A 17,573-nucleotide genomic window follows, 5' to 3' on the forward strand; every position below is an offset into this window, starting at 1 on the left:
AAACAAATCGGGCCGGCCGTTTACGGCTCATTAACCAAGCTGCGATTAACTGTGACCACTCAAGCGGTGCGCTCTTGACACACGGGATGTCGAGACAAGCATGAAGCGCAGCACCCTTTGCCGGAACGGAACCGGAATGTCCCTGACATTCAACCTGCACAAGGGGCAGTAAAATGACGAGCATCTTGACCAACACCGCTGCAATCGCAGCCCTTTCCACACTGCGCTCCATCAACAGCGACATGGAGACGACGCAGAGCCGGATTTCCTCGGGTTACCGGGTTGAAACCGCCGCCGACAACGCCGCCTACTGGTCGATCGCAACGACCATGCGCTCCGACAACAAGGCACTCGGCACCGTTCAGGACGCTCTCGGCCTTGGCGCGGCAACCACCGATGTGGCCTATACCGCTCTGAACTCCTCCATCAAGGTTCTCGACGAGATCAAGGCCAAGATCACCGCCGCGTCTCAGCCGGGCGTTGACAAGGCCAAGGTCCAGAAGGAAATCACGCAGCTGCAGAACCAGCTGACCTCGATTGCCAAGTCGGCCTCCTTCTCCGGCGAAAACTGGGTCTACCACACGGCGTCTGCAGGTGCCGGCACGCAGGCCATTGTCGGTTCCTTCAACCGCGACGCCCAGGGCAATGTCTCGCTCACCACGCTCGAATACGACACGACCAATTCTTCGCTGATCCAGACCGACACGGCTGGCGCCAACGTCACCAACGGCAATGGCCTCTTGTCGAACAACATGAAGTTCAGCACTGCGACGGGCGGTACTGTCGCCCTCAACTACTCGGTCCTGACGCTCGACATCAAGAACATGACCACCGGCGACCTGTCGAACGCGCTTTCCGGCGTCGAAAAGGTCATCCAGGACATGACCAACGCTGCCGCCGATGTGGGCTCGATCAAGAGCCGTATCGACATGCAGAAGGATTTCGTGTCCGACCTGATGGACTCGATCGACAAGGGCGTCGGCAAGCTGGTCGATGCGGACATGAACGAAGAATCGACCCGCCTGAAGGCCCTGCAGACGCAGCAGCAGCTGGGCATCCAGGCTCTGTCGATTGCCAACAGCAGCTCGCAGAACGTTCTCAAGCTCTTCCAGTAAACGTCTGCCAGACATCGCCATTCGGAAAGGCCGCGCGGTTGCGCGGCCTTTTTATTTTTTCGCAATCGTGCATAGACACCAGCTTCGCGCAGGATAATGGCTCTTTAATCGGCATCGAGACGCAGTGCATGCGTCGTCGGCGAAAGCCCGGCGGCATGGCACATGCTTGCTTGAGAACGCCGGGCAGATGCCGGGGCAATGCCCCCCGCCTGCCAGCATGATGCTATCCTGCGTTGCCGGTTGCGCTCCGGAATGTCCCGCAAACACCAGGGGCAGTACCTCGATGACCAGTATCATTACCAACACCGGAGCGCTCGCCGCGCTGCAAACGCTTCGTTCCGTCAACCAGAACATGGAGCAGGTCCAAAACCGCATTTCCTCGGGACTTCGGGTCGAAACGGCCGCCGACAATGCTGCCTACTGGTCGATCGCGACGACAATGCGGTCCGACAACCAGGCGCTGAGCACGGTTCAGGACGCGCTCGGCCTCGGTGCTGCCACGACCGACACCGCCTATACCGGCCTGCAATCCGCAATCAAGGTGGTTGACAGCATCAAGTCCAAGCTGGTCGCCGCCTCGCAGCCCGGCGTCGACAAAACCAAGATCGACAAGGAAGTGTCCGAGCTGAAGAAACAGCTCGCCTCGATTGCCGAATCGGCCTCCTTCTCCGGCGAGAACTGGCTCTACAACACCAACAGTGCCACCGCCGGCACGAAGAACATCGTCGCCTCCTTCAACCGCTCGGCCGACGGCGCGATCTCGCTGACGACGCTGAATTACGACGCGTCGGGCTCGATCATGATCGACACCCACAGCGCCGGACGCGGCATCCTGACCCGCGACTGGTCCGTCAGTCAGACGAACGGTTCCGGCATCACGACCACCGCCCATTACTATCTCATCCCCAATGGCACCGCAGGCAGCAGCGCAACCGGCGCCGAGATCAAGATCGATGCCAATACGACGGCCAAGGATCTCTCGGGCATGCTCCTGGCTGTGGAAGCCATGCTGCAGCAGCTGACCGATTCGGCGTCGACGCTCGGTGCGATCACCACCCGCATCGACATGCAGGAGCAGTTCGTATCGACGTTGATGGACGCGATCGACAAGGGCGTCGGCCGTCTCGTCGATGCCGACATGAACGAGGAATCGACGCGGTTGAAGGCGCTGCAGACACAGCAGCAGCTGGCGATCCAGTCACTCTCGATCGCCAATACCAACGCGCAGAACATCCTGCAGCTGTTCCAGCAGTAAGGCTCGCTCTGCATTGAGGCGTCCGGACCACGCGCTGCCCCGTCGCGGTCCGGACGCTTCACCTTCGCACAAGTTTGGCTGCCTAAGGTTCCGATCTCTTCACGCTTTTTCGTTAAGTATGAGATGCGTGCTTCCCGGCTTTCCTCAGGACTGTGTAGATGACCGTTCCAAACTCCGATTGTCGATTGGCCAAGCAAGGCCGGTGCGTTTTCCGGCAGGCCGCCGGAGTGCGGGGAAGGGACCCGGTTCGCCCGTCCGGAGCCATCTTCGGAACGATCGCCATGGCGCAGGCCGCATCAGGACGAGGAGCTTTTCAATGACACCACCGCTGTCGAGGTTCCTCAAGGATTTCTCCGCGCCGCCGCCTCTGCCGCCCGTCGTGACGGCAATCAGCGAGGATTTCGGTGCAGGCTTTGCCTTCGAGGACGTGCATCACGAGCCGCCCGTCGACCTGGAGGCGGAAAAGGCCCGGGCCTATGCGGAAGGCGAGGCGGCTGCCGAAGCCAGGCTAAAGGCACAATACGATGCCGAGCGCGCGCTAAGCGAGGCGGAGAATGCCAAGGCGGAAAGCCTGTTGCGGGCGCGTCTGGAAGGCGAGGCGGTGACGCGGCTGGAGACCAGGCTGCGCGAGAGCGTCGATCAGGTGGCCGATCAGGTCTGCGCTGAGCTTGCGCCGCTGCTCGCACCGGTTCTCGAGGAGGCGCTTGCCAAGCGGGCCGTCAAGCAGCTTGCTGCGGCGGTGAAGCAGGCCCTGATGGCGGAAAAGGCGGCGCAGATCACCGTGCGCGGACCGCAATCACTGTTCAAGCAATTGCAGGACGCCATGGGCGAGGATGCCGGCGACCTGCGCCACATCGAATCGGCCGATCTGGATCTCTCGGTGGATATCAATGAAGCCGTTCTCGTGACACGCCTGTCCGCCTGGGCCGGCAGTGTGAAGAAGGTGCTCGGATGAGCGAACAGAACCATCATCACGGCAAGAACGAGATCATCATCGTCAAGAAGCATGGCGGCGGCCATGACGGCGCCCATGGCGGCGCGTGGAAGATCGCCTATGCCGACTTCATGACCGCCATGATGGCCTTCTTCCTCGTGATGTGGCTTGTCAACGCGGCCAATGAGGAGACGAAGGCCTCGGTCGCAAGCTATTTCAACCCGATCAAGCTGTCGGACGATACGCCGGCCAAGAAGGGCCTTGAAAAGCCTACCAGTTCGGCCGAAGGCGAACAGACCAAGGAAAGGTCGCGCGTCGAGGCGGATGCCGACAAAGTGGGTGCGGCTGCCGCAACCGGCGAAGACCAGACATCCAGTTCCGGCGAGGAATCCAATTACTCAGAAGCCGATTTCTTCCAGAATCCCTATTCGGTGCTGGCGGAGATCGCCCAGGAGGTCGGTCAGCAGGCCAATGTGAGCGCCAAGGGTGAGGGAGGTGCCAATAATTCGGGACCGGCAACCGGCGCTGACGGCGGCGAAGCCTATCGCGATCCTTTCGATCCCGACTTCTGGACCAAGCAGATAGAGGTGACGCGGGCGGACGGCCAGAACCAGGCGCCGGCCGAATCGCGCCCTGTCAACGCGGCCGACGAGGCGCCGACCGAGATGTTGCCGCCCGTACCCCCGGTTGCCGGAACAGCGCCGTCGACAGTGCAGGATACCACGCAGGCAAAGGCTTCTCCCGAGGACAAGCCGGTAGAGATGGCCGTCGCGGTGCCGCAGCCGCGGCCCGAGCCAACGCAGCTCCAGAAGGCGGCAGACAAGCCTGAAGGCGCCTCTGCAGCAAGCGCCCAGAGCGCTGAGAGCGCCGAGAGCGCTGAGACGCAGGCAAATGCGCTGAAGCAGGAAATCGAGGCGCAGATCGGCGGCGTGGCGGGCAAATTGCCGGAAGGGCTGATCGTCAAGCCGGCCGAAGGCGGGGTGCTGATCACCATTTCCGACCAGCTTCAGACACCCATGTTCGATGTGGGATCCGCCGTTCCGCGCAGGGAACTCGTGCTTGCCATGGAAAAGATCGGCCAGATCCTGCAGCAGCGGCGCGGCGACGTGGTGATCCGCGGCCATACCGATGCGCGACCCTTCAAGGATGCGACGAACGACAATTGGCGGCTCTCGGCCGCGCGCGCCCACAGCGCCTTCTTCATGCTCGTAAAGGGCGGATTGGCGGACGGCCGGGTCAAGCAGATTTCCGGCTTTGCCGATCGCCGCCCGCAGGTGCCGGATGATCCTATGGCGCCGCAGAACAGACGTATCGAGATCCTGCTCGAGGGCGGCGAGACTTGATGAGATTGGCGATCAGGCACACTCTTCTTCTGGCGACCGCTGCGGCATTTCTTGCGCCGCTCGGCGGGCAGGTCCGTGCGCAGGAGCCAAGCGAGACGCTGGAGCCCTATCAGATGATGCGCTCCCTGCAATATGTGCAGGATACCGTCGTGATGGGCGATCATTCTGCGGCGGAAATGCAGCGCTTCATGCTGACATCGCTGGACAGGCGATTGCGCACGGCCAATCCCAAGGTCTTCGAAGATCCCCGCAATGTCGACGCGGCGCTGATCTATGCCATGAGCGGCGGCAATCCGGCGACGCTGGAATATCTGGTGACGCGGGATGTCAGCGGCTATTTCGACAATCGTGTATCGGATGTCCTGCGCAAATATCTTGCCGGGCGTGGTCTGCTGGCGGCCAAGACGCTGGTGGAGATGGTGCCCGAATATCAGGACAAGCGCATCGGTCCCTATCTGGCGCTTGTGGCCGGCAATGTGATGGTCGCCAAGGAGCCGAAGGAGGCGCTGAGGCTTTATGCGCTAGCCCGGCTGACGCTGCCCGGCACCATTGTCGAAGAGGCTGCCCTGCGCCGTTCGGTCGCCATTGCGGTGGAGGCCGGCATGGCGAAAGAGGGTCTGGCCTATGCCCGGCAATATGCCCGCCGCTTCATCCATTCGCCCTATGCGAGCCAGTTCGCAGACCTCTTCGTCCGCCTCGCCGTCGAGCATTACGGCGCCGTGACGGCTGATGATGTGGATGGCGCCCTGGAGGTGATGAGCGATGACCGGGCACAGGAAATCTACCTGCGCATCGCCCGCCAGGCGACCATCCAGGGCAAGACCGAGCTTGCCGCACTTGCCGCCCGGCGCGCCAAGGAGAGAGGCGAAAATGCGCCTGCTCTCGCCCGCCAGGCCGCCCGGCTGTTTGCCGATGTCGCCGATCTCTCCTCCGGCAAGGTCAATCAGGCGGCGCAGGCCATCGACGCGGTCGAGGAAAGCCAGCTCAGCCCCGGCGACAGGGCGCTGCGTGCTGCGGCCCGGCGCGTGGCCGAACAGGTGCTGCGCGCTCCGACGCAAGACGGCGTTGAGAAAGACAGTCTCAGGCAAGACAGTCTCAGGCAAGACAGTCTCAGGCAAGACAGGCCGAGCACTATTCCAAATCAGATCAGTGCCGAACAGACATCGGCCTTGCCCGGACAGGATGTCCCCGGCGCGCATGGTGCGGCAGGTTCACCTGCCATCGATCCCACCATCCAGACGATACTGGAGAAGGGTCGCTCAAGCCTGAGCGCAATCGATGAATTGCTCAACAAGGACAAGTGACAATGATCACACCGGACACGACGGCGGCTGCCTACAGCCAGGGAAATCGCATGCCTTCCAGCCGCTCCGGGTCCGGCAGCGGCGAATTCGACGATGCCTTGTCCTCGGTCGAAGGGGACCGCAACGCGCCGCGTGACGGCCATGCCCGGAAAGCCGACAAGCACAAGGCGGAGGATGAGGTCGGCAGCGGCGAGGCCGGCCAGAGCGGCCAGAGCGGCAAATCGCGGCTGGACCTCAGCTATCTGCGTGCCGGCGCAACAGAGGCTGCGCAGGCAAACCTGCCGGCCGGCAGCGGATCCGATGTCGCGGTGCTGAGCGAGGCCGAGCGCCTGCTGCTTGCCAGCGCAGATCCTTCAACCATTGCAAAAGACGGCAAGGCCCCCCAGCCGCGGCCGGCGAAAGGCCAGGCTGCGGAAAAGTCGGATGAGGCTGCCGCCGCCACTGATGGCAAGACCGCCGAGAGCGCCGTGCCGTCCGGATCGGCGACAATCGGCATGAACGCGCAGGCCGCCATGGCGGCAGCCATGGAAGGCGCCGCCGCCGCCACGCCGCAGATGCCGGCCAAGGATGAGGCGGGCACGAAGGCTGCGGCGCAGGATGCGGTGGCCACTCTGCTCACCGGTCTTGCCGCTGCGCAGGGCCTCGCGGGACAGGCAGGGCAAGCGGGGCAGGCCGGCATGGACGGCCGGGCAAATAGCCGCGGCCAGGCCAGCACATCGCGCACCGATGCCGTTCAGAAGGCGGGACGCGAGGGCAAGGATGAGGCCATTGTCGATGGTCAGACGCTTTCCAAGGATGTCATTGACGGTCTCGTCGCGCGGGATGGTGTGGAGGCCGATCGTGAAAAGCGCAGCTTCCAGCTGACATCGGCGCAGGACGGACGCCGGAGCATGAGCATGACCATCGGCACCGATTCCGAGGGCAAAGCGAGCTTCGAAACAGGCAAGAAGGCCGCTGCCGGCGCCGACACCATCACCGTGCTCGACAGTCGCCGCTTCCTCGGCTTCACGCAGTCCCTGAACGGTTCGGCGCTCGCCTCGGCCATGTCGTCCGATCCAGGCTGGCAATCGGCCATGCAGGCCGATTCGGAGCTGCGCAACACGGCCTCGCAGAATGCCACGAAGAACGTCGTCAATACGCTGAAGCTCCAGATGACACCGATCGATCTCGGAACGGTGACAGCCACGCTGCGGCTGGCCGGGGAGGCGCTGACGGTGCATCTGACCGTCGAAACCCGCGCTGCCCAAAAGCAGCTGTCGGATGACAGCAGCGGCATACTGGGCGCTCTGCGGGCCCAGGGCTTCTCTGTCGATCAGGTGACGGTCAGCGTGGCGCCTGCCCAGCAAGGCGATCAGACGGCGACCGGTGACGGACAGCAGCGATCCATGGATCCCAATGCGCAACAGGGCCAGATGCAGCAGCAGGGCCAGGCCTCGTCCGGCCAATCAAGGACGTCAGGTGGAACGAATGAACATGATGCGGCGGTTGATACTCGGTCTTCTTCCCCTGACGGCGGCCGTTCTTCTGGCGGCCTCTACCTCTGACGCATCGACGGCCAGTTCCGGCGCCTGCGAACAAGAGATCCAGGCGGCGGCATCCAAATACGGCATACCGGAAGGCATTCTTTATTCGGTTGGGCTGACGGAGACCGGCCGCAAGGGGAGCCTTTATCCCTGGGCGCTGAACATCGAGGGGAAGGCCTATTTCCCCAAGGATCCGAACGAGGCGCTGCAGACCTTTGCCGAGGCGCGCGGAGCCGGGAAGAAGCTGATCGATGTCGGCTGCATGCAGATCAACCAGTATTTCCACGGGGAGAATTTCGTCTCCGTGGAGGACATGCTAAACCCACGGCGCAACGTGGAATATGCGGCGCGCTTTCTGCGCAACCTCCATGACAGGCATGAAACCTGGACCATGGCCGTCGCGCGATACCATGCCGGACCCAATAATGACCCGGCGCAGAAGCGCTATGTGTGCCGCGTCATCGCCAATCTTGTCGCCACCGGCTACGGAAACTGGACTCCGACCGCCAAGAGCTTTTGCGAGTAATGCAACCGAAAGTTGGTTGAATCCCGCGCCGATCTATGGGGTGCTGGGACCCAAGTGATTTGGCGAAAATGTGGCATGCCAAGCGCCGATTCCGACCTTGTTAACTTTTCCACCGGAGAGTTGTGTTTGATTTTCCGAAGACCCACTAGATATAGGGCAAATCGGAACCCAAGTCTTAATCAACTATTAAATTCCATGGTTAATTTTATAGAGTTGTCCCAGACTCCGTCGATTCGTACGCATAGTACATCGAGGCACCACACTGATTCGGAGGCGGACGAATGATCGTAGTGGTTGATGAGCGTGAGCTTGTTAAAGAGGGTTACACCTCACTATTTGGGCGTGAAGGTGTACCTTCCACAGGTTTTGATCCCAAGGAATTCGGAGAATGGGTCAATACGGCAGCGGATATGGATATCGCTGCCGTCGAAGCCTTTCTCATCGGGCAGAGCGAGCACGCGCTGGAATTGCCGCGTGCCATTCGCGACAGAACATCGGCACCGGTTATCGCGGTCAGCGATCAACCCTCGCTGGAAGCCACGCTGGCGCTGTTCGACAGCGGCGTGGACGATGTCGTGCGCAAGCCGGTTCATCCCAGGGAAATCCTGGCACGGGCCGCGGCCATTCGGCGGCGCGTCAAGGCGCTGACCAATTACACCGATATCGGCCCGATCCGGGTTTTCGATGACGGGCGTGATCCGGAAATCAACGGCGACATCTTCCCCTTGCCGCGCCGCGAGCGCCGCATCCTGGAATATTTGGTCGCCAATCGTGGCCGACGCGTTTCCAAGACGCAGATCTTCAACGCGATCTACGGCATCTTCGACGACGAAGTGGAAGAAAACGTCGTGGAAAGCCACATCAGCAAGCTGCGCAAGAAGCTGCGCAAAAAGCTCGATTTCGATCCGATCGATTCGAAGCGCTTCCTCGGCTATTGTATCGACTGGAGTTGATACAGTTACGCTTCAGGAAATACAGGTCCTAATCCAGTATTAATTATCTTCGACCTCGGAAATCGACTTCGATTTCCGGGGTTTTTATTTTGGGCCTGGTTTTGGATATCTGGCGGCACGCATAGCGAGCACCGGAGCTGACGCGACAGACAGCTTCACGCAAGGCCCGCTGTCTAATGTCGTCCCATAGGCAAAACGAGGATTTGACATGAGCCTTTACGGAACAATGCGGACCGGTGTGTCTGGAATGAACGCACAGGCGAACAGGCTGGGCACGGTTGGCGACAATATCGCCAATTCGAGCACGGTTGGTTACAAGAAAGCTACGACCGAATTCTCATCGATGGTCCTGCCCTCCGGCGGCGGAGAGTATAATTCCGGCGGCGTGAACACCAATGTGCGCTACTCCATCGATAGCCAGGGTTCGTTCAGCTACACCACCTCCACCACGGACCTCGCCATCAACGGCAATGGCTTTTTCATCGTGCAGGGTGCGGATGGCGCGAAATACATGACCCGCGCCGGCAATTTCGAAGCGCAGGCCGACGGCTCGCTGCGCAATGCGGCCGGGTTCAAGCTGATGGGCTATCCCTATGAAGCCGGCAAGGATCCGACGATCGTCATCAACGGTTTCGAAGGTCTGCAGGAAATCAACGTCAAGGGCGGCGGCCTGAAGGCCACCCCGTCGACCCAGGGTTCCGTGACCGGCAACCTGCCCGCCAATGAAGCGATCGGCTTCAAGAAATCCTCGTCGCTCGTCGCATTCGATTCGCAGGGCAATTCGCGCCTGCTCAATCTCGAATATGAGAAGACGGCAGCAAATGCCTGGTCGCTGACCGTCAGCTACAAGGATGCCGGCGGCACCGTGACCACGCTTGCAACCTCGTCGCTCACCTTCGACGCCACGGGCAAGCTGACGGCGCCGACGACACCGGTGACGACGACGGCCCAGACCATTGACGGAGCAGAGCTCGGGGCGCTGAAGATCGACATCGGCCAGATGTCGCAGCTCGGCGCGGCCTATTCGGTCACCGGCAATATCGATGGCAAGGGCGCCTCGGCGGTCGACAAGGTCGAGATCAGCAAGGACGGCATCGTCTCCATTCTCTACAAGAATGGTCAGTCGATCCCGACCTACCGCATCGCCATGGCCAATGTGCAGAGCCCGAACAATCTGACGCCTCTGGCCGGCAACGTCTACGCGCAGAGCCGGGATTCCGGCGTGGTGGTCATGGGTTATGCCGGCAGCTCCGGCTATGGCGAGATCCTGTCGAACACGCTCGAAAATTCCAATGTCGATATCGCGTCCGAACTGACCTCGATGATCGAGTCCCAGCGCAATTACACAGCCAATTCGAAAGTCTTCCAGACCGGCTCCGAACTCCTGGAAACTCTCGTCAACCTGAAGCGCTAATCGCGTCGCGTGACGCATAAAAGGCAGACCCATGTCGCTTTCTTCTGCACGGTCCACAGCTCAGGCCATCTTCAACAACACCGCCCGTCAATCGGCGGTCATTGGAACCAATATTTCCAATGTGCAGAACCCTGACTACAACAAGCGAACCGTGATGATCGTATCGACGGAAGACGGCGCACGCGTCGGCTCCGTCTATCGGGAGGAAAACGCAGCGCTCTTCCGCCAGGCTCTCGACAGCCTGTCGGATGCGAGCGGCCAGCAGACGCTGGTCGAGGGTCTGACCAGCCAGATCGCAAACCTGCTGGGCGGCAATAATTACGGCCTGTCGCCCAACACCTATCTGACGAAATTCTACAGCGCGCTGGAATCCTATACCGCAAAGCCGAGCGACAAGACGCTCGCCTCCGGCGCCATCTCCGCCGCACGCGACCTCACCGATTCGTTGAACAAGACGTCGAAGGGGCTGCAGGACATCCGCGCGGATGCCGACAAGAAGATCAGCGAGCAGGTCGGCAACCTCAACAAGCTTCTGGAGCGCTTCGAGGCCAAGAACAACGAAGTGATCCAGGCGACGGCGACCGGCCGCGACGCCAATTCCGCCATCGACGAGCGGGCCTCGCTCCTCAAGAAGATCAGCGAAATCGTCGGCGTGCGCACGACGATCCGCGAAAACGGCGATATGGCGCTTTATACCAAGGACGGCACCACGTTGTTCGAGACGATCCCGCGCAAGGTATCCTTCACGCCGACCGTCACCTACGATGCCGCGACAATCGGCGGCAAGGTGCAGATCGAGGGCGTCACGCTGCCGCCCGGCAAGGGTGGGGATACCTCCGCGTCCGGCTCGCTGCAGGCACTGCTGCAGATCCGCGACGACATCGCACCGACATTCCAGCGGCAGATGGACGAGATCGCCAACCGCCTGATCGACATCTTCAAGGAAACGGCCAACCCGCCTTCGACCGACGAGCGCATGGGCCTCTTCGTCGACAGCGGCTCGACGACCGGGACCGTCGGCGGCATCGACAACCTTGCCTTCCGCATCAGCATCAATTCGGCCGTCACACCGCCCGGCGGCGATCCGGCCAAGCTGCGCGACGGCAATATCAATGGCGCCGGCTACGGCAGCAACACGACCAATTCGAGCGGTTACTCGGACCTGCTGAAGAAATATGCCGACCTCTTCAACGATACCGGGCAGCGTAAGGCGCCTGCAACGGATCGCTTCCCGGAATTTGCCGCGGCAACCGAAATCGGCGGCTTCCAGACCTTGCTGAATTTCTCGACCGCTTCGACCGGCTGGTTCGAGACGATCCGCAGTTCTGCCAGCAAAGCGGATGAAACCAAGACGGCACTCATGTCTCGCACAAGCGAAGCATATTCTAATACGACCGGAGTGAGCCTCGATGAGGAACTGTCCCTGCTGCTGGAAGTCGAGCAGTCCTACAAGGCCGGAACGAAATTGCTGAACACCGTTGACGAGATGATCAAGACATTGCTGGATTCGGTAGGTTAGACCCATGAAAACATCATTCAGTTCCAATCTCGGCGTTCAAAGCAGTCTTGCGCAGACCATGGCGAAGGCCCAGAAGCAGCTGGTCGACGCCAACAAGGAAGTCTCGACCGGACAGCATGCGGATATGGGGGTCTCGCTCGGCTCCTCCACCACGCGCAGCCTGGACCTGACGCGGGAACTTCTGCGCATCGAGAGCCTGCAGGCCTCCAATGCGCTGGCCAAGACGCGGATCGATTCGTCCGAAGGCGCGCTGAAGAACATGGCCGACAACGCCACGAAGGCGAGCGGCCTTCTGACCGGTCTCGGCAACAACCAGTCGACCGTCAACCAGGTCGTGCTGTCGCTGAAGGCGGCGCTGGACGGCTTCACCGCCGCCGGCAATTCGTCCGCCGCCGGAGAATATCTGTTCTCGGGCACCAATACCGACGTCAAGCCTCTGACATCCTATACGGAGCAGAACTCGCCCCTGAAGGAAGCCGTCGATCGGGAACTGAACAAGTACCTGACGGATAACGGCATTGCCTCCAAGTCGGACATGACCGCCGCGCAGACCAAGACCTTCCTCGCCGACCTGGAGAAGAAGTTCAACGGTCAGACGCCGGTCACCGATCCGCCGCAGACCGGCCATGGCGGCGAGGATTTCTGGACCGCTTTCGGATCCGGCGCCTCCAGCACCAATATGTCGACGCGCATCACCCCGAGCGAGACGATCACCAGTTCCGTCAACGCCAATGATGCCGCCTTCCGCAATTTCACCTTCGGCGCGATCGTCGCGATCGAGTTCCTGCCGACGGCGACGGATGCGACGCGTTCGGCCATCGTCGATGTCGCCCAGGCTGCCGTCGGCCGCGCCTCGACCGATGTTTCGGACCTGCGCAGCCAGCTCGGCCTGTCCAGCGAACGGATCGCCAAGGCGACCGACAGCCTGCAGGCGCAGAAGAAGATCCTGGAGGTCAGTGTCAACGACCTTCAGTCCGTTGATCCTTACGAGGCAGCAACGCGGGTTACCCAATTGCAGTCCCTTCTCGAAGCCGCTTACACGCTGACGTCGAAACTGCAGAAAATGAGCCTTATCAACTACCTTTGATGATCAAAGGGAGTCCATGAAAATGAAGGATACATGAATGTACCAGTTTTCATATGCCGAGATCATGGAGGATGACGTCGCCGACGCCAAAACCCGCGAACGGCAAGCGTTGGATCGGTGTATCGAGCTTCTGAAAGCAGCACGCGACGAAAAGGACTATTCTCGCGTCTCCATCGAAGCCCTCTTTTATACGCGGCGCGTCTGGATCCGATTTATCGAAGATCTACGGCAACCGGAAAACGAACTGAATACCGACCTGCGGGCCAACCTTATCTCCATCGCAATCTGGATCTTGAAGGAATGCGAACAGATACGGCGCCGCCAGTCGGACAACTTCCAAGGTATCATTGACGTGACCACCATCATCAGGGATGGACTTAAATGAAAAGTACGCTGCGCATCTCGCTGAAGTCGGGCGAAAGAATCTTCATCAACGGAGCCGTTTTGCGGGTCGACCGGAAGGTTGCCGTGGAATTCCTCAACGATGTGACCTTCCTGCTCGAAAACCATGTTCTCCAGCTGGAGGACGCGACGACGCCGCTTCGTCAGCTTTATTTCATCGCACAGATGATGCTGATCAATCCGGAAGGCAAGGAACAGTCGCTGTCGATGTTCCGCAAGTCGGTCACCATGCTGCTGACCTGCTTCCGCGACGAAGAGGTCCTGGCCGAACTGAAGCGCATCGATGCCATGGTCGCCAGCGGCCGTGCCTTCGACGCCCTGAAGGCCATCCGCGGTCTCTACTCGATCGAAGATCGTATCCTCAACAGCCAGGAAATGACCCCGGCGACGGTGGAACAGATCCGCAGGGAGATTGCGCCGTGGCGGTAGGTTCAGTCTCCAGCACGACCGCGACCACCAATCCTTGGGCCAATGCCGCTGCCACCACTTCGGATCAGAACAAGGCATCCGTGAACTATAACAGCTTCCTCAAGCTGTTGATCGCACAGATGAAGAACCAGGATCCGACCTCTCCGATGGATGCCTCGGAACAGATCTCGCAGCTCGCCTCCTTCTCGCAGGTCGAGCAGACGATCCAGACGAACACCCATCTGAAAAGCATGCTTCAGGCGGAAGCGCTCACCCGCGCCGCCGATATGGTCGGCAAGTACATCATGTCGGCCGACCAGACGACCACCGGCAAGATCAAGGAAATGCAGGTCTATACGGACGGCGTCATCGCGCTGACCGAGGACGACAAGAAGGTCCTGCTGCAGGCCGGCGTCACCGTGTCGGACAATGTCATCACTGCGAAGGCAAAAACGACGGACGGCACGTCCAACACAAAGTAGGCGGCTCGACGTCGTCGGACAGGCCCGGTAAAACGGGCTGGTCGAATCACCCTGGATGATCCGGGGGAAGGAGAGGCTCGGATGAACGAAGCCGATGCATTGGAAGTCATGCAGGCCGCGATGCGAACCGTCCTGATCGCCTCTGGACCGGCCATCCTGGTCGCCATGGTGGTCGGCGTGGTCATCGCCTTTCTCCAGGCGCTCACGCAGGTGCAGGAAATGACGCTGACCTTCGTCCCGAAGATCGTCGCTATCCTGCTGACCGTCGGCTTGACGGCCCCCTTTATCGGCAGCCAGATCAACCTGTTTGCCCAGCTCGTCTTTTCGCGCATCCAGTCAGGCTTCTGAGGGCGCGCAGGGCGGGCCTTTCGGCGTCATGCCATCCTCGCGCAAGCTTCACTTTGTAAAGTGACGATAAACCGGCATGGCTCAGTCCGTGCCACCCTCTCATGAAGAGACGGATTATCGATGGCGCAACCTCCGGCATTATCCATTCCCAAGGTCAGCCCGAACGGGCGTGATATTGGCTTCGCCCTCGGCATTGTCTGCATTCTGTGCATTCTGTTCCTGCCGATTCCCACATTCATGATCGATATGGGGCTGGCCTTTTCCATCGCCTTCTCCGTTCTGATCCTGATGGTTGCCCTGTGGATCCAGAAGCCTCTCGACTTCTCGTCCTTCCCGACGATTCTGCTGATCTCGACGATGATTCGCCTGGCGCTGAACATCGCCACGACGCGAACCATTCTGACGCACGGGCATGAGGGCCATGACGCCGCAGGCGGCGTGATTGCCGGCTTTGCCACGCTCGTCATGTCCGGCGACTTCATGATCGGCGTGATCGTCTTCATGATCCTCGTCACCGTCAATTTCATCGTCATCACCAAGGGCGCGACGCGTATCGCCGAAGTCGGCGCGCGTTTCACCCTCGACGCGATCCCCGGCAAGCAGATGTCGATCGACGCCGACCTTTCCGCCGGCATCATCGACGAGAAGGAGGCGCAGAAGCGCCGCCGCGAGCTCGAAGAGGAGAGCATGTTCTTCGGCGCCATGGACGGTGCCTCGAAATTCGTCCGCGGCGATGCGGTTGCCGGCCTTCTGATCACCGCCATCAACGTCTTCGGCGGCATCGTCATCGGCTATTTCCGGCATGGCATGGCCATCGGCGAAGCGGCCGATGTCTTCGTCAAGCTCTCGGTCGGCGATGGTATCGTCTCGCAGGTGCCGGCCCTCATCGTCTCGCTGGCTGCCGGCCTTCTTGTTACCCGCGGCGGCACGGCCGGCACGGCCGACAAGGCGGTTCTCGATCAGCTCGGCGGCTATCCGCGCGCCCTTTGGGTCGCCGCGGGCCTCATGACGCTTCTCGCAGTGGTCCCCGGCCTGCCTTTCCTGCCATTTGTCGCCCTTGGCGGCGTCATGGGCTTCGGCGCCTGGATCGTGCCGCGCCGGATCGAGGCGGAAAACCGGATCCGTCGCGAATCGGAGGAAAAGAAGAAGATCCAGACGAAGGAATCCGACAAGGATTCGGTCAAATCCATGCTGAAGACGGCGGAAATCGAGCTGGCCCTCGGCAAGCAGGTCTCCACCCGCCTTCTCGGCGCGCATCAGGAACTCGCCTTCCGGGTCGGCAAGATGCGCAAGAAATTCGCCACGCAATACGGTTTCGTCGTGCCGGAAATCAAAGTGGCGGACGATATCACCATTCCGGAAAAGTCATACCAGATCCGGATCCACGGGACGACGATCGCCTCCAATACGCTGCGCGTCGGCGACGTCCTCGTCATCACGGGCTCCGGTCGCAAGCCGAGCATTCCCGGCGACGAGATCCGCGAACCGGCCTTCGGCATGCCGGCCGTTTCCATTCTCGAAGCCTTCGCCGACGACCTGAAGCGCGAGGGCTTCCACCCCATCGACAATGTCTCCGTCGTTCTGACCCATCTCAGCGAGGTGATCCGCAACAACCTGCCGCAGCTTCTGTCTTATAAGGATGTGAAGATCCTGATCGACCGGATGGATCCGGAATACAAGAAGCTCGCGGACGAGATCTGCACCTCGCATATGTCCTATTCCGGCCTGCAGGCGGTTCTGAAACTTCTGCTGGCGGAGCGTGTTTCCATCCGCAATCTCCACCTCATTCTCGAGGCGGTCGCCGAACTGGCGCCGCATGTGCGCAAGACAGAGCAGATCGTCGAGCATGTGCGTGTGCGCATGGCCCAGCAATTGTGCGGGGACCTGGCCGATAATGGTCAATTGCGGGTTCTGCGGCTTGGCGGCAAGTGGGATCTCCTCTTCCACCAGGCGCTCAAGCGCGACGGCAAGGGCGAGGTGCTGGAATTCGATATCGATCCGCGCACGCTGGAGGAATTCAGCGAGCAGGCCAGCAAAGTTATCCGTGAGTTCATGGACAGGGGCCTGCCCTTTGTTCTTGTCACCTCGCCGGAAACAAGGTCCTATGTGCGCATGATCATAGAGCGACTCTTCCCGACTCTGCCGGTGCTCTCGCATGTCGAGCTGGCGAAGGGGCTCGACATCAAGATACTGGGCTCGATTTCATGATCACAGACCCGCAGGGGACCGTGCTGGCACTTTTTCTGGCTTTCTGCCGGATTGGAGGGTGCTTCATGACCCTGCCGGGCTTTTCCAGCGGGCGCGTGCCGACCAATATCCGGCTCTTCCTCGCGCTCGGCCTTTCTCTCGCCGTTCTGCCCATGCTGTGGGATACGCTCTATCCGCGCGTCTCCACCTCGCCGGCCACGATGATCGGCCTGATCGGCTCCGAAATGCTGATCGGCATCATGTATGGCATGATTGCAAGGGTCTATGTGCTGGGTCTGCAATTCACCGGATCGATCCTGACGATGGCAATCGGCTTCACCGCACCCGGCGGTCACGATGTTCTGGAAGACAGCCAGGATACGGCGATGACCAGCCTGATCACCTTCAGCGGCCTGATGATGCTCTTCATGCTCGATTTTCATCATGTCGTCTTCCGCGCGCTGGTCGAATCCTATTCGGTCACGCCGGTCGGTTCCGTGCTGGAGCCGCAGAAATTGCTGATCACCCTCACCGATACGCTGCGCGCCTCGACCAACATCATGCTGCGGCTGGCCAGCCCCTTCCTGATCTACGGCCTGCTCTTCAACGTGGCGATCGGCCTTATCAACAAGCTTGCACCGCAGATTCCCGTCTACTTCATCTCGACCCCCTATCTGATCACCGGCGGCATTTTCATGCTCTATCTGGCGATTGCTGCCATGGTGCGGCAGTTCGCCGACGGATTCGCGCCGGTCTTCAACTCCTTTTGAGGT

General features: G+C 60.7%; 17 protein-coding genes. All 17 read left to right on the forward strand.

Annotated elements, in window-relative coordinates; translation table 11 throughout:
- The first annotated feature begins 173 nt into the window (after positions 1–173).
- The 17 genes from QTJ18_RS24580 to fliR all read left to right on the forward strand — a co-directional run bounded on the left by QTJ18_RS24580 (position 174) and on the right by fliR (position 17,570).
- On the forward strand, positions 174–1,115 hold the full coding sequence (locus QTJ18_RS24580; RefSeq protein ID WP_252753786.1) for a flagellin N-terminal helical domain-containing protein: 942 nt from the start codon (positions 174–176) through the stop codon (positions 1,113–1,115).
- 283 nt (positions 1,116–1,398) lie between these two features.
- A complete protein-coding gene (locus QTJ18_RS24585; protein ID WP_252753787.1) occupies positions 1,399–2,370 on the forward strand; it encodes a flagellin N-terminal helical domain-containing protein in 972 nt (323 codons plus the stop codon).
- Positions 2,371–2,686: 316 nt separating this feature from the next.
- Entirely contained in the window at positions 2,687–3,325 is a 639-nt protein-coding gene (locus tag QTJ18_RS24590) for a hypothetical protein (protein WP_252753788.1), read from the forward strand.
- Entirely contained in the window at positions 3,322–4,647 is a 1,326-nt protein-coding gene (locus tag QTJ18_RS24595; RefSeq protein WP_252753789.1) for a MotB family protein, read from the forward strand. The genes QTJ18_RS24590 and QTJ18_RS24595 overlap by 4 nt, the downstream gene beginning before the upstream one ends.
- Positions 4,644–5,951, forward strand: a complete 1,308-nt coding sequence (motC, locus tag QTJ18_RS24600) for a chemotaxis protein MotC (protein ID WP_489667234.1) — start codon at positions 4,644–4,646, stop codon at positions 5,949–5,951. Before QTJ18_RS24595 ends, motC begins: the two co-directional genes overlap by 4 nt.
- 2 nt (positions 5,952–5,953) lie before the next feature.
- Positions 5,954–7,495, forward strand: coding sequence for a flagellar hook-length control protein FliK (gene fliK / locus QTJ18_RS24605; protein WP_252753791.1), 1,542 nt, complete (start codon positions 5,954–5,956; stop codon positions 7,493–7,495).
- Positions 7,425–8,000, forward strand: coding sequence for a transglycosylase SLT domain-containing protein (locus QTJ18_RS24610; protein ID WP_252753950.1), 576 nt, complete (start codon positions 7,425–7,427; stop codon positions 7,998–8,000). Before fliK ends, QTJ18_RS24610 begins: the two co-directional genes overlap by 71 nt.
- A gap of 281 nt (positions 8,001–8,281) precedes the next feature.
- Positions 8,282–8,953 (forward strand): response regulator transcription factor, encoded by a 672-nt coding sequence (locus QTJ18_RS24615; protein ID WP_252753792.1) that lies wholly within the window; start codon positions 8,282–8,284, stop codon positions 8,951–8,953.
- Positions 8,954–9,161: 208 nt separating this feature from the next.
- Complete coding sequence (locus QTJ18_RS24620) at positions 9,162–10,367, forward strand: flagellar hook protein FlgE (protein ID WP_252753793.1); 1,206 nt, start codon at positions 9,162–9,164, stop codon at positions 10,365–10,367.
- A gap of 31 nt (positions 10,368–10,398) precedes the next feature.
- Positions 10,399–11,886, forward strand: coding sequence for a flagellar hook-associated protein FlgK (gene flgK / locus QTJ18_RS24625; protein ID WP_252753794.1), 1,488 nt, complete (start codon positions 10,399–10,401; stop codon positions 11,884–11,886).
- Positions 11,887–11,890: 4 nt separating this feature from the next.
- A complete protein-coding gene (locus tag QTJ18_RS24630) occupies positions 11,891–12,973 on the forward strand; it encodes a flagellar hook-associated family protein (protein WP_252753795.1) in 1,083 nt (360 codons plus the stop codon).
- Between the two features lie 37 nt (positions 12,974–13,010).
- A complete protein-coding gene (gene flaF / locus QTJ18_RS24635; RefSeq protein WP_252753796.1) occupies positions 13,011–13,358 on the forward strand; it encodes a flagellar biosynthesis regulator FlaF in 348 nt (115 codons plus the stop codon).
- Positions 13,355–13,804 (forward strand): flagellar biosynthesis repressor FlbT, encoded by a 450-nt coding sequence (gene flbT / locus QTJ18_RS24640; RefSeq protein WP_252753797.1) that lies wholly within the window; start codon positions 13,355–13,357, stop codon positions 13,802–13,804. The genes flaF and flbT overlap by 4 nt, the downstream gene beginning before the upstream one ends.
- On the forward strand, positions 13,795–14,265 hold the full coding sequence (gene flgD / locus QTJ18_RS24645) for a flagellar hook assembly protein FlgD (RefSeq protein ID WP_252753798.1): 471 nt from the start codon (positions 13,795–13,797) through the stop codon (positions 14,263–14,265). Before flbT ends, flgD begins: the two co-directional genes overlap by 10 nt.
- A gap of 81 nt (positions 14,266–14,346) precedes the next feature.
- The gene (gene fliQ, locus QTJ18_RS24650) at positions 14,347–14,613 is read left to right on the forward strand and encodes a flagellar biosynthesis protein FliQ (RefSeq protein ID WP_252753799.1); all 267 of its coding nucleotides are present in this window, start codon (positions 14,347–14,349) and stop codon (positions 14,611–14,613) included.
- A gap of 120 nt (positions 14,614–14,733) precedes the next feature.
- Entirely contained in the window at positions 14,734–16,821 is a 2,088-nt protein-coding gene (flhA, locus tag QTJ18_RS24655; protein ID WP_252753800.1) for a flagellar biosynthesis protein FlhA, read from the forward strand.
- Positions 16,818–17,570 (forward strand): flagellar biosynthetic protein FliR, encoded by a 753-nt coding sequence (gene fliR / locus QTJ18_RS24660; protein WP_252753801.1) that lies wholly within the window; start codon positions 16,818–16,820, stop codon positions 17,568–17,570. The genes flhA and fliR overlap by 4 nt, the downstream gene beginning before the upstream one ends.
- Positions 17,571–17,573 lie beyond the last annotated feature (3 nt).

It is taken from the genome of Rhizobium sp. SSA_523 (genome assembly GCF_030435705.1).
GTDB lineage: Bacteria > Pseudomonadota > Alphaproteobacteria > Rhizobiales > Rhizobiaceae > Neorhizobium.